Below are 13,429 nucleotides of genomic sequence, written 5' to 3'. Positions count from 1 at the left end.
ACACACCATGTGTATCGGCACGGAGCACGAAGCAAGCAATACAAGACAGTGAAACAAAAAACAATGACTCGACAGAAGGAGGCGAAAAAATGGGACAGATTGGGATCAGTCTCTACCCAGAACAAACCACGGTAGCGAAGGCGACTGCTTATCTAGAAATGGCTCATCAGCTTGGGTATCGGCGGCTGTTTACATCGCTATTGCAGTTGTCTGGCGAAAAAGGCCGCGATCAGTTGGCCATTTTTAAGGCTGTTGTTGCCAAAGCAACTCAACTTGGATTTAAAACGATTGTCGATATTGCACCACCGTTATTTTCCGAGTTAGAAATTGATTATCATGATCTGAGTTTCTTTCACGAACTGGGCGTCTGGGGCTTGCGGCTTGACGAGGGATTTACTGGGCAAGAAGAGGCGTTGATGACGCATAACCAGTATGGCTTGAAAATTGAGATCAATATGAGTGCTGGCACGAATTATGTTGATGCCATCATGCCGTTTGGACCACGTCTAGATAACTTGTTAGGCTGTCATAATTTTTACCCGCAGCAATATACTGGTTTGGGTGATGAGCGGTTTGTGGCCTACTCGCAGAAGTTTCGACATTATGGCATTCGCACCGCGGCATTTGTGACTGCGCCAAGTGCTGATCATGGGCCGTGGCCGATCAGCGAAGGCTTGCCAACACTGGAAAGTGATCGCGATCGGGTCATTGCCAGTCAGGTGCACCATTTGCGACTGACCGAGGTGATTGACGATGTGTTAATCGGCAATGCGATGGCGAGCGAGGCTGATTTGCACGCCGCGGCACTGGCCTTCTTCTGTCCGTATCCGGCATTGCGCGTGCATCCAACGGCGGCCATTTCTGAATTGGAAACCAAGATTGCATTCAGTGAGGCGCATTTATATCGTGGTGACGCCTCAGACTATCTGGTTCGCGACACCCAACCACGCGTTCGCTATGCAGGACAGGCGATTCCAGCGCATGATGCAACTGGCACGTTACACCGTGGCGATGTTGTCGTGGTGAATGAAACGTATGCCCGTTATGCCGGAGAACTGCAGATTGTCCTGCGTGAACTGGCAAATGATGGCCGACGCAATAAAATTGGTCAATTAACTGACTCAGATCTCGACTTGTTGCCGTTGCTGAAACCATGGCGGACGTTCATGTTAAAGCATGTTAAAAGTTAGAGCCACAAACCGCCGATGAGTTAACAAACACTGATCATGACAAAGGAGAAAACACGATGACGCAAGTGAATGAACAGACGATCATGGGCTTGATTATAGCAGGCGGCAATGCCAAAAGTGCGGTTTTCACCGCGATTCAAGCTGCCAAAGCCGGTGACTTTCCTGAAGCAACTGTGCAGTTAAAAGAAGCTGATGATGCATTAGTGTCAGCGCATAATGCGCAAACAGAGCTGCTGACTGCCGAAGCGAGCGGCGATCATGCCGAGGTGTCATTGCTAATGGTTCACGCGCAGGATCACCTCATGAATGCCATCACTTTCCGCGATTTGGCGGGTGAAGTTGTCGCTGTTTATCAGCGAATGGCGGAAATGACAACAGCGCCAACTGTGTAATCGTGTGCGCAACACAAAAATGACAAACGAAAAGCCGGTCAGAGGATGATCGGCTTTTTTGAATGGTGTAAAGCTAACAAGAAACAGTGAACAGGTCAGGACAAAATTTGCAATTACCGAAACAAAGAATTTTTGCCCACGCCACAGTGCCTTTTAGGCTTGAAAGATCAAAGTCTACGACTACAGAGCTTGGCACGACAGAGAATTGTTTAGCCCAACCTTTTCACGAATCCCATATTGGGGGACAATGATCAACCCATCACCTTACGCAACTTACCAACGGCAATCGGCAAGGTGAGATAAGGTTTCTCTTTGTCCAAATCGCTCATCACTGTTTTCGGCAACAGGACATCGCTTTGGACGCCGTCAACATACATGACCGCATTATCAAGATTGAAGACATCCGTGCCATAACGTTTGAGCAACTGTTCCCGCAAGTCTGACATGACAACTCGCTGCTGGTAAATGTAAAAGCCATTGTCGTCGGCTTCTGGATATTTACCACCGATGAGATTCAGCTTTTCAGGAGCATTATCGAGTGGCACAAACACTTTACCGGAAACCTTCTCTGCTTCTTCCTCGTCAACGACACCATCATGGTTCACGTCTTGCGCGGCTGTCGCAACCGCGACTGGCGCTTTCGTAACGGAACCTTCCAAAACGGCCATATGCGTCATATCTGCTGGCGTATTAAACATCTCGATGCGAATTTGCAGGGCATCATCATCCGTGACTTCAAGATTCGCAAACCCGTGTGCTTTCCGACCGATACAATCATCATTAAGCGCCTGTAACGTTGCCCTATATCGCTTACGCATAAACACGCCTCCATTATTATTTAGGGTTTCCTAACTCCACTTTTACCATAGTCTTTTTAGCCTAAAAATCAAGGCTGTGAAACCGTGCGAAACAGCGTTAAGTCAAGAGAGAGAGGGGGTATAGACCGTTTTAAAAAGTTGATTTTTTTAGTTAATAAAGCAGCAAAAGAGCCACAAGATGTCGTTGGTTTTGGTGACAGCCTAATTGTGGATGCTAGTGGCAGTTATGCCTAGTTGTCAGCGTGATTCAGACGGGCAGTATCGTGCTTAAGAAACAATATGCTTAAACCTAGTATCAAAAGCTAGCATAAACAGTGCTTTTTCAAAGTGAACTCATTGGCTGGTCGCTGCTAGTTAGTATAACGATTTCAAAAAGAAGTAAATTATTTTTTTATAAACGCTTTCAGTACCGTAATCATGTTTGGAGGTGTATATTTAAATTGGAATCGTTTTAATATAGGAGGTGCGCCATGAAAGTTGTCATTTTCTCCACCTGTATCGTAGATCTTTTCTTCCCGAACGTCGGGGCAGCAATGGTCGAAGTATTGGAACGCTTTGGCTGTGAAACCTTCATGTCGGTTAAGCAGATTTGTTGCGGTCAGCCGACATATAATTCAGGTTACGTGAAAGCTACGCAGAAGGTCTTTCGTAATGAGATCGATGCGTTGCTGTCAGTTGACGCCGATTACATCGTCGGGCCAGCTGGTTCTTGCGTAAATATGCTGCGCGAATACCGCGTTTTACTTAAAGATGATCCGGAATATGCTGAAAAGGCGAAGGAAGTCGCCGACAAAACATTTGAATTCTCCCAGTTTCTGTATCGGGTTTTGAATGTGATTGATGCAGGCGCTGAACTCGATGCCAAAGCTACCTATCATCGCTCTTGCCACATGACCCGGTTGTTGGGTGAGCGGACAGCACCATTCGTTTTGCTTGATCATGTGAAGGATCTGCAAATGGAACCACTCCCACATATCGAAAACTGCTGCGGCTTCGGCGGCATGTTTTCCGCTAAAGAGCCGGAGATTTCCAAGCAGATGGTGGATGAAAAAGTCGACGATGTGCTGAGTACTGGGGCCAAAGTCCTGATTTCGGCTGATCCAGCCTGCTTGATGAATATTTCCGGTCGCTTCTCTCGTCGTCAGGAAAAAATTAAGATCATGCACATTGCTGAAGTGCTCAACCACAATGTTGACCCGAAACGGATCAAGTTCCATGATCCACTGCCGGTAGAACAGGAGGTGCGCCTATGAGTATCGTTACCAGTGATAAACCATTCTTGGAGCGGGTGAAAGAATCCGAACAGGACAAGTTCATGCAGGCGAGTGTTGCCAAAGCACAAGACGCCCAGTGGGATAAACGCGAGGCGTCACGTCACGAACTTGGCAACTGGCCGCAATGGCGCGATCTTGGCGAACAGATCCGCCAGCATGTGATCAAATACTTACCGGATTATTTAGAAGAATTTAGCGATAACGTTGAAAAACGCGGCGGGCACGTTTACTTTGCCAAAACGGACAAAGAAGCCGCGGCTTACATCACGAACCTTGCCAAGAAGAAGCAGGCCAAGAAGATTGTGAAGTCCAAGTCGATGGTCACCACCGAAATCAATTTGGACAAAGATTTGTTGAAGATTCCTGGCACCCAGCTGATGGAAACTGATTTGGCTGAGTTTATTTTGCAAGAAGACGATTGGGCAGAACCAACCCACATCGTTTTCCCGGCATTGGCGAAAAACCGCGATCAGGTCAAAACCATTTTCGATAAACTGGGTTACAAAGGTGACAACGATCCAGAACATTTAGCCAGATTCGCGCGTGAATACTTGCGGCGCTATTTCTTACAAGCTGATTTCGGTATTACGGGGTGCAATTTTGCGATTGCCGACTCTGGGTTGATCAATTTGGTCACCAATGAAGGCAATGCCGATCTGACCATGGCGATTCCTAAGACACAGGTGGTCGTGATGGGGATGGAACGGATTGTCCCAAGTTTGAAGGAAGCAGAAACACTGGATAACATGTTGTCTCGGTCAGCTGTGGGTCAGAAACTGACCAGCTATTGTTCCTTCTCTGGCAAGCAAGTTGACGGCGAAGCAGACGGACCGGAAGATTTTCATGTGGTCATTGTCGATAATGGCCGCAGTAACGCCCTTGGCACGCCATTCGAGCCAGTCTTGCAATGCATTCGCTGTGGCGCGTGTCTCAATGTCTGCCCGGTTTATCGGCATATCGGTGGTCATGGCTACGGCTCAATCTACCCAGGACCAATCGGCGCGGTGCTTTCACCAGTTTTAGATGGTTATGAAAAGTTCGGCGATTTGCCATTTGCTTCAAGTCTTTGCGCTGCATGTACCGAAACCTGTCCCGTCCGCATTCCGCTTCACGAATTGTTGATCAAGCATCGTGAAGTCATGATGGATAAGCTCAAGATGGATCACAGCTTCAACGACAAGATCATGAAAATGGTTGGCGTTGGCACCAGCGCTCCGGTTTTATTCAACATGGCGCTTGATATGGATCATGCCATGATGGGCATTTTGGCTACGAAGGATCAAGGTAGCGTGGAAAATGAGTACAATAGTGGCCGCATCAAACAAACTAAGATGCTGCCGAAACTCGCACGCGGCTGGACCGATGTGCGTGACCTGCCACGGCCACCGAAGAAGAACGAGAACTTCCGTCACTGGTTCAAGGAGCACAAGGCAGCATTGGAGGCGCAAAAACATGAGTGATCACACGAATCGGGAAGATTTTTTGAACGCCATCGCTGAAAAAGCCGGCCGATCACGGCACCAGCTCAAAGATCATCCATTTGAGCCGCTCAATGATCTGCCAGAAACAACCTTGTCTGGCCACTCTCAAGATGAGCTGGAAACCATCGCTAAGAAAAATAGCGAAGGGGTGCATGTCACGTTTAAAACCACCACCAAAGCTGATTTGGCGGCTGCCTTGAATGCTTACATTGAGCAAGATGCGCCTAAAACAATGATTTTGCCAACCACTGACAAGTACGCGGATTTTGGCTTAACCGAATGGACCAACACCGTCAGTCCTAAGCCGATGTACTGGACGCCAGGCAAAGGCCGCGACTTCAATTTGAAGCAAGCGGCGGCCGCGGACGTCGCCATCGGCTTTGCGGATTATTTGCTGGCTGAATCAGGCACGATTACCGTTGCCACCACCTCTGGCCAAGGCCGTGGCTTCCACTTCCTGCCAACCCATTACTTAGCTATTGTCAAAAAGAGCAACATCCTGCCACGTTCTCGCCAAGCTATGGATCACTACGATGCTGACATTAAAGCCGGCAAGCTCCAAACCAGCAACATCAACTTCATCACCGGCCCATCCAACTCTGGCGACATCGAAATGACCCTCGTTGTCGGGGTCCACGGCCCGTTGGACATGACTTACTTGGTTGTGGAGGATATGTAACCGAAAAGAGGCTGAGCCATAATTCCCTTGCAAGACCTGTGATTCATTAAATTCCGAATAATCGTGGAAAGTTGCTAGGCTAAAACTTTCTTGCCGTGCCAAACCCCACAATCTCCTGCCAGCTGGGGTGGCGACGCGGAGCTAGAGCGGAGACGGCGCTTCGAGCCCGCAAAGCCCGCGGTCTCGAAGTCGCCTAACAACATCAGCGACAAAGCCCGGTCGCTGTGTTGTTTGCGCGGCTGAGTCCCATCTGGCCTACGATTGCTCCGCCTTGGCACTACGGTCTTTAAAATCGCAATAAATAATCCACGAGAAGTCAAAAACGAACGATTTTCCGCTTATTGGAAAATCGTTCGTTTTTAATAGCTGACTAAGAATTATGACCCAGCCACTTTTCATTGGTATTGTTTTGTGGGAATGGTTTTGCTAGGCTTAGCAATATCTATTATTTTCTCAGCGGATTGGAAGTTATTTACTATGAACAACATAAAACTCAAAGCTTTTTTAGTTGCTTGTGTGATCGTTTTGTTAGGGTCATTCATTTTGAGAACATGGCAACATGCCGGCATATTTTCCAATAGTATGAAGTTAGTTCTTGTTGGAACAGTTGTAATTGCTTTAGTCCGAATATTGGGTTCGGTTAAAAACAGACGACATATGCGTGAATAGGTGTCTCTGAGTTTTTTATTTTGCAAAAGAAAATATCTAGTCCCTGTGTGTTCCTAAGTTTTACTCTAGGCTAGATTCTATTTGGTGGCTCAATCGCGTTAATAGTCTTTGGAGGTCTGTTTATCTCTATGATTTGTTGTGATGACACAATTAGAGAAGAAGCAGGCTTTTTTCGTGTAGAACCCTTGTCTCACCAAAGTAAGCTTGTCGGGAAAGCCTTTTTTGAGTTCACTCTGCGATATTAGTAACTTAAGTATGTTATTCAAATTGATGTCCGTAAAGACACCTTAAGATCTGGAAACTAAGAGTAGTTCCCCAAATCGTAGAAAGATCGCGGTTTTTGCGGGCTTGAAGTCGTGCCCACCACTCTACCTTCGTGGTCGCCAGCCCCTGCCGCCTCGGAGCCAGCTCGTACTAACGGTGTTCACAAAGCCAAACATCAGCTTGCCAATTAGATTGTTTCAAAAAGATAGCGCTATCGTTCACTATGGTATACTAAACACGAAACGCGCCGTTGCGGCGTAATGCGAATGAAGGAGAACACAAAATATGACTGAAGCAATTGATTTGAAATCTGGGATGGTCTTTGTTAAGGATGGCAAGCTTATCAAGGTACTGGAGTCCAACCACCACAAGCCTGGCAAGGGCAACACCGTCATGCAGATGAAGCTCTACGACATTCGTTCCGGCGCTAACGTTACCACCACCATGCGGCCAAGCGAAAAAGTCGAAATTGCGATCATGGATCGTAAAAAGGCGACTTATCTCTACACGCAAGACGACACTGCCTACTTCATGGACAGCGACAGCTACGAGCAATATGAATTGCCAACTTCAAGCATTGAGCACGAATTGAAGTTCATGCTGCCGAATGTACCGGTTGAAATTGAATTCTACGGCGATGAAGTCATCGGCTTGGAACTGCCAGGCAGCGTTGAACTTAAAGTCACCGAAACCCAGCCGGCTGTCAAAGGCGGCACTGTGGCGGGCGGCGGCAAGCCAGCAACATTGGAAACTGGCTTAGTTGTTACCGTGCCGGATTTCGTCAAAGATGGCGAAACTATTATCGTCACGACCGACACAGGAACTTACAAAGGCCGCGCTCAAAAATAATTTCAAAAGCAAGCTGACCACACAGTGAATAATCTGTGTGGTTTTTTGTTATCCAAAAACGTGTCATTTTGCCGCAGCCGGTTGCGCGATCGCTTGCCGGTTCATTGAATCAACGCGTGCCAGCAGACAGCCAGTTGGTTGATCAGCTCAAGCAAACCCCGTCACACCAAGGTGGAATAATTGTGACTCCTGACCAATTAGCCTAAAATACAGTCCGAAAGGGTGTGATGGTGATGACCATGCCACGCGCGCAACGAATTAAAATTTTAATTGTTTTGGGGATGATGTCGTTATTAACGGCTCTGTCTGGGTCGAGTACGAACTTGGCCATGCCGAAAATTTCGGCGGATCTCATGATTTCCAGCAGTGCCGCGACTTGGATTGTGTCCATCGGCCTCATTACGACCTCTGTTTTACTGGTCATGTTTGGCCATATCGGTGATTTGGTCTCAAAAAATCTCGTCTTTTTGATCGGCGAAATGGTATTCATTGTTGGTTCCTTGTTAACTGGGATCGCGCCGACTTATCTAACCATCCTTGCCGGTCGCGTCATTCAAGCCGTTGGGTCGGCGATGATCATGGCGAATTCGATGGGCATCGTTAGCCAATACTTTCCTGATGCTAATCGGGCAGAGGCGTTAGCGGTGATCTCAATGTTTGTTTCCGTCGGGTCGATTTCCGGCCCGGCATTTGGTGGCATTTTGATTACTTGGGCAAGCTGGCGATGGATTTACCTTTTCAATGTCCCAGTTGGTCTGCTGATCGTGTTTGCGGGGATGCGACTTTTGCCACTGCGCCGGCCAGCAACTGGGGAGATTAAGCAAGTCTGGGGTAACGCCAATTGGACAGGGCAAAATCTGTTTACTGGCGGGATGATCTTGGCCTTTGCCAGTGGCTATTGGCTTCAGCAGCCGACGCAACATCTGTTGGGATTTCTCATCCTTGCTGGTGGGGCGATTTTGACGTTGTTGGCTTTCATCCAAGATCAACGTGCCAAGTCACCGTGGATTGCGCCAGCATTGATGCATAATCCCGATTATTTAATATCCGTCAGCGTGCTGCTGATCGTCATGTTGGTTAACTCCGTTTCCAACATTTTGTTGCCATTCTATTTGCAAAGTTACGGCGGTATTTCTGCCTTTGAAAGCGGCCTGTTGATGATGCTGCAAAGTGTTGTCATGTTGATGATTACACCGTTTGCCGGCTGGCTTGCCGATCATTGGAATCGTTACTATCTCACGATTCTGGGCTTGTTAGTCCTGATTGTGTCACAAGTCGGCTATGCCTTTTATCCAGCAAAATTGTCGATGGCACCCATCATCTGGCCGATTGTGCTCAATGGAGCGGGCATGGCGTTGTTCCTTTCGCCAAACAATGCCTTAACGATGGGAGCGGTTGATGCTAGCGTCTCTGGTGTGGCCGGATCGCTGAACTCGTTGGCGCGAACCATCGGAATGACCATCGGCATCAGTTTTGGTGCTACGTTACTTTTTGCCCAGTTGCCAGGCGTCACGCGCATTTCGCCGCAGTCGGGGGCACCATTCCTGCATGCATTGGCCTTTGTTTTCTGGTTAGCAACCATTGTTTCCGTGGTTGGATTAATAATTGTCATTTTTCGAACAATTCGCAGTCGGCGAACGAAGGCTTCAGTTCAATAAATCCAAGTGAAACATATGAAAGCGGTTAAATAAAGCTGAGCATTTGCTCAGCTTTATTTGTATAAGATGGCAGCTTGTCTGACAAAAGCGAAAATTCTATGAGCAAAAGCCGAATATTAGTCCACTATTTGACGATTTTTCAATTCTTTCCAGTGTTATTTAATATAAGCTATTCTTAGCATCATCAATCAAAATGAAAACAAAAACGCGTGCCGATTATTAGCTTAGGTGGGCTTCTTACTGCCTATAAATAAGGAATCCATCTAGAGAATATTTACGGGATATACAATTTTTAATTTGAGATCGGTAGCATAAATGTGACAAAAGTAAGATCAAAGAATTAGTTTTTTTAGGCGAAATTGAGGATTCGCTTATTTACATTAATGGATTTCTAATGTAAGGTAAGTTCAATCATTTTAGGAGGGAACAGGATGAAATTTAGAAAGACAATGGTTGCGGGCTCTGCGCTCGCGCTTGCAGGGGTGTTAGCAGCCTGTGGTTCTAATTCTTCTAGCAGCAGTAAAGGTACTTCGATTACACGGATGGAGAGTGATGTGATCTCCACGATGGATCCATCAACGACCACCGATGCTATTTCTGGTCAGGCATTGATTGATACCATGGATGGCTTGTATCGGTACAATGGCAGCAAATTGGAAAATGCCATGGCCAAGAGTCAACCAACTGTTACTGATGGCGGGAAGACCTATACCTTCAAGTTACGTAATGCTAAATGGAGTAACGGTGATCCAGTCACAGCCCAAGATTTTGTGTTTGCTTGGCGGCGGACGGTTGAACCGAAGACCAAGTCGCAATACGCCTACCTATATTCAGGCGTTAAAAACGCTGATGACATCACAGCCGGTAAAAAAGCGGCCAGCACGCTTGGGGTTACCGCCGTCAACAAGACGACTTTGAAAGTCACCTTGGACCACGCGATTCCTTATTTCAAGACCATGTTGGTTAACCCAGCATTCTTCCCACAAAATGAGAAATTCGTTGAAAAATCTGGTAAGAAATTCGGGACTACTTCCAAGTACATCTTGTCCAATGGTCCTTACCAGTTGAAGAACTGGAACGGCACTGGCAACACTTGGAAAGAAACTAAGAACACTACTTACTGGAATGCTAAGAACGTTCACATTGATACCCTTAATGGTCAAGTGGTTAAGGATTCGCAAACCGCGATGAACTTGTATCAGTCGAAGAAACTTGATATCGCAGCTTTGCAAGGTGAACAAGCGGCTCAAGCAAAATCCATGTCTGATTTCAAAGGCCTCAAGCAAAGTGCGACCTTCTATCTTGAATTGAACGAGAAGAAGGATCCAATCTTTAAGAACACCAAGATTCGTCAGGCAATTTCCATGTCGATTGATCGCGAGGCATACATTAAGAAGGTTTTGAATGATGCTTCCATCGCGGCCAACAATGTGACCCCTGAAGGATTGTTCGAAAAGAACGGCCAAGACTTCTCCAAGACGGCATCTAAAGCTGAATCCTCCGCTGTTAAGTACGATCCAGCCAAGGCTAAAGAGTTGTGGACAGAAGGTTTGAAAGAAGTCGGTCAGTCCGCACCAACTTTGGAACTGCTGACAGACGATACGACCAATGCTAAGCGTTCTGCCGAATACTTCCAGAGCACCTTGCAACAGAACCTGCCAGGTCTGAAAGTTACCATCGCTACAGTACCATTCAAGACGCGTCTATCTCGTTCCCAAAATGGTCAGTTCGATATGGTTATCTCCGCTTGGAGTGCTGATTTCCCAGATGCTATTTCCTTCTTGGATCTGTTCACCTCCGATAACAGTTACAACGATGGCAAGTGGTCAAATGCTGAATACGATGCTTTGATCAAGCAGTCCAAGACGACCGATGCGACCAACGCAACCGCTCGTTGGAACACCTTACTCAAGGCCCAAGAACTGTTGACGAAGGAACAAGGCGTTGTACCGCTGTATCAACGGGTACAAACAACCTTGCAGCGTAAGACCATTACCGGTTTGAATTACAACCCAACCAATTCCTACAACTTTGTGAATGCGAAAGTTAAGTAGAACTTAGTCGGATTATGGTCTAACAACCGCGTTTTTAAACCAAAACGTGAGCAGTTACGAATAACTGCCTGCTAGTTTCAAATAAGTAGTTCTCACAAACGGCGTTGTCTCGTGTTCTGCGGCGGACAACGCTGTTTGCTTATCAGGGCGTGTGCCCATAAACAGGAGTGAATCATGGTCAAATATATTTTAAAACGGATCGGCTTCCTGCTCCTGACACTGTTTATTGTTGCCAGCGCTACCTTCTTCCTGATGAAGTTGTTGCCGGGGACGCCGTTTAACAACCCCAAAATTCCAGCAGATCAACTGCTGATTTTGAAGAAACAGTATGGATTGGATAAGCCGGTTTGGATGCAATACCTAACGTATATTGTCGGAATCTCACATGGCGATTTTGGAATGTCCTATCAATTTCCTGGCCAAACCGTGTCAAACTTAATCGCTTCTCGGATTGGACCATCTCTACAAATTGGCGCACAGGCGATGGTCGTCGGCACACTTGCCGGGATCTTGCTTGGTGCCATTGCCGCGATCCGCAAGAACACATGGGTTGACGCGACTGCTACCATTTTTGCCATTCTCGGTCGCTCAATTCCTAACTTCGTGTTCGCCGCACTGCTGCAGCTTTTTGCTTTCAAAACTGGCGCCTTCCCAGTAGCACTTTGGGGCGGCTTCTCTTATAGCATTTTGCCGACAGTTGCTTTGGCGATCGCACCGCTTGCCCAAACGGCCCGATTCATGCGAACTGAAATGGTCGATGTGCTTAGTTCTGATTACATCGAACTGGCACGTTCCAAAGGTGAATCACGCTGGCAAGTTGTTGCCAAGCATGCGCTGCGTAACTCAATGATTCCGATTGTGACCATCATCGGACCAATGGCTGTTGACTTAATGGTCGGCTCACTGGTTGTCGAGAACATCTTTGCGATCCCTGGGATTGGGGAACAATTCGTTAAGTCAATTACGACCAACGATTACCCAGTTATCATGGGACTGACCATTCTCTACAGTGCCATGCTGACGGTTGTGATCCTTGTCGTCGATATTCTTTACGGCTTCATTGATCCACGAATCCGATTGAGCGGGGAGGCAAACTAATGGCAACAAGTAAATTAAGTCCAGATGCATTCAAGCATGTTAAAGTGGATGCGGCTGAACAGGAACGTATTGCCACGCCTGCGCTGACGTTCACGCAAGATGCGATTCGGCGATTGAAGAAAAACAAGGCCGCAGTAATTTCCCTGTGGGTGCTCGTTTTCATCGCGTTCATTTCTATCATTTCTATCTGGTTATCACCTTCTAATCCAAACAAACAGAGCCTGAACTATGCGAACCTGCCGCCCAAATGGCCAGGTATCGATTTGCCAGGTTTGAACGGCTACATGAACGGTCAAAACAAATACGCCGGCATGGGTAAAAATGTTTACTTCTTGCTGGGTACCGATTACCTTGGACGTGACCTGTTGTCTCGAATCATGGTCGGCACCCGAGTTTCACTGTTCATCGGGATTGTCGCAACCTTCTTCGATTTGACCATCGGGGTTTTCTACGGCATCATCTCCGGCTGGCGCGGGGGTATGACCGATACGTTGATGCAACGTGTTATTGAAATTATCTCCAGTATTCCTAACTTGGTTGTTGTCATTTTGATGCTGCTGGTCTTCCGTCCTGGTTTGACCTCCATTATCTTGGCGATTGCCTTCACTGGGTGGGTGACCATGGCTCGACTCATTCGTGCGCAGACGTTGCAGTTAAAAGATCAGGAATTCGTCTTAGCTGCTAGAACGTTAGGCGAGTCGAGCATCAAAATTGCCTTTAAACATCTGATCCCTAATCTGAGTTCAACGATTATCATTCAAACGATGTTCACCATTCCGACAGCGATCTTCTTTGAAGCCTTCCTGAGTTATATCGGGATCGGGCTGCCAGCACCGACTGCTAGTCTTGGGACCTTGCTGTCAGATGGTCAAAAGAATCTGCAAGTGCTGCCATATCAGCTGTTATATCCGGCGATCGTGATTGTCATTCTGATGCTGGCCTTCAACTTGCTGGCTGATGGTTTGCGCGACGCCTTTGATCCGCGCAGTGAACATTAGGAGGT

11 protein-coding genes and 1 pseudogene are annotated in these 13,429 nt (G+C 47.2%); 10 read left to right on the top strand and 2 right to left on the bottom strand.

The features are described from left to right. Window positions 1-89 precede the first annotated feature (89 nt). Window positions 90-1,190, top strand: coding sequence for a DUF871 domain-containing protein (locus AC07KQ_RS10055; RefSeq protein ID WP_480156553.1), 1,101 nt, complete (start codon window positions 90-92; stop codon window positions 1,188-1,190). A gap of 56 nt (window positions 1,191-1,246) precedes the next feature. Continuing rightward, complete coding sequence (locus AC07KQ_RS10050; protein WP_019893179.1) at window positions 1,247-1,582, top strand: PTS lactose/cellobiose transporter subunit IIA; 336 nt, start codon at window positions 1,247-1,249, stop codon at window positions 1,580-1,582. A gap of 251 nt (window positions 1,583-1,833) precedes the next feature. Here the strand turns inward: AC07KQ_RS10050 and AC07KQ_RS10045 are convergent, their stop codons facing one another. Next, the gene (locus tag AC07KQ_RS10045; RefSeq protein ID WP_003566723.1) at window positions 1,834-2,400 is read right to left on the bottom strand and encodes a hypothetical protein; all 567 of its coding nucleotides are present in this window, start codon (window positions 2,398-2,400) and stop codon (window positions 1,834-1,836) included. A gap of 470 nt (window positions 2,401-2,870) precedes the next feature. On the opposite strand from AC07KQ_RS10045, the gene AC07KQ_RS10040 reads away from it, so the two are divergent. From AC07KQ_RS10040 to AC07KQ_RS10030, 3 genes are read left to right on the top strand one after another with little or no spacing between them, the layout of a single operon-like run. Next, the gene (locus tag AC07KQ_RS10040; RefSeq protein WP_019893806.1) at window positions 2,871-3,653 is read left to right on the top strand and encodes a (Fe-S)-binding protein; all 783 of its coding nucleotides are present in this window, start codon (window positions 2,871-2,873) and stop codon (window positions 3,651-3,653) included. After that, window positions 3,650-5,134 carry a LutB/LldF family L-lactate oxidation iron-sulfur protein gene (locus tag AC07KQ_RS10035; protein WP_003575872.1) on the top strand — a complete coding sequence of 495 codons (1,485 nt, stop codon included), beginning with the start codon at window positions 3,650-3,652 and terminating at the stop codon, window positions 5,132-5,134. The genes AC07KQ_RS10040 and AC07KQ_RS10035 overlap by 4 nt, the downstream gene beginning before the upstream one ends. Continuing rightward, the gene (locus AC07KQ_RS10030; RefSeq protein WP_353990690.1) at window positions 5,127-5,834 is read left to right on the top strand and encodes a LutC/YkgG family protein; all 708 of its coding nucleotides are present in this window, start codon (window positions 5,127-5,129) and stop codon (window positions 5,832-5,834) included. Before AC07KQ_RS10035 ends, AC07KQ_RS10030 begins: the two co-directional genes overlap by 8 nt. A 79-nt stretch (window positions 5,835-5,913) precedes the next feature. Here AC07KQ_RS10030 and AC07KQ_RS10025 read toward each other — a convergent pair. Further along, window positions 5,914-6,112, bottom strand: a pseudogene (locus tag AC07KQ_RS10025) (hypothetical protein). 940 nt (window positions 6,113-7,052) lie between these two features. Here AC07KQ_RS10025 and efp point away from each other — a divergent pair. The 5 genes from efp to AC07KQ_RS10000 all read left to right on the top strand — a co-directional run bounded on the left by efp (window position 7,053) and on the right by AC07KQ_RS10000 (window position 13,424). Continuing rightward, the gene (gene efp, locus AC07KQ_RS10020; protein WP_003566713.1) at window positions 7,053-7,616 is read left to right on the top strand and encodes an elongation factor P; all 564 of its coding nucleotides are present in this window, start codon (window positions 7,053-7,055) and stop codon (window positions 7,614-7,616) included. 233 nt (window positions 7,617-7,849) lie between these two features. Continuing rightward, on the top strand, window positions 7,850-9,274 hold the full coding sequence (locus AC07KQ_RS10015) for an MFS transporter (protein WP_019891771.1): 1,425 nt from the start codon (window positions 7,850-7,852) through the stop codon (window positions 9,272-9,274). Window positions 9,275-9,705: 431 nt separating this feature from the next. Further along, on the top strand, window positions 9,706-11,328 hold the full coding sequence (locus AC07KQ_RS10010; RefSeq protein WP_003566710.1) for a peptide ABC transporter substrate-binding protein: 1,623 nt from the start codon (window positions 9,706-9,708) through the stop codon (window positions 11,326-11,328). Window positions 11,329-11,502: 174 nt separating this feature from the next. After that, on the top strand, window positions 11,503-12,426 hold the full coding sequence (gene opp3b, locus AC07KQ_RS10005) for an oligopeptide ABC transporter permease (RefSeq protein ID WP_003566708.1): 924 nt from the start codon (window positions 11,503-11,505) through the stop codon (window positions 12,424-12,426). Then, window positions 12,426-13,424, top strand: coding sequence for an ABC transporter permease (locus AC07KQ_RS10000; RefSeq protein WP_003566706.1), 999 nt, complete (start codon window positions 12,426-12,428; stop codon window positions 13,422-13,424). The genes opp3b and AC07KQ_RS10000 overlap by 1 nt, the downstream gene beginning before the upstream one ends. Window positions 13,425-13,429: the final 5 nt, after the last annotated feature.

This window comes from Lacticaseibacillus sp. YLM2-1 (assembly GCF_056583465.1).
Note: the sequence above shows the minus strand (reverse complement) of the source record. Positions and strands in the feature narration are given on the sequence as shown.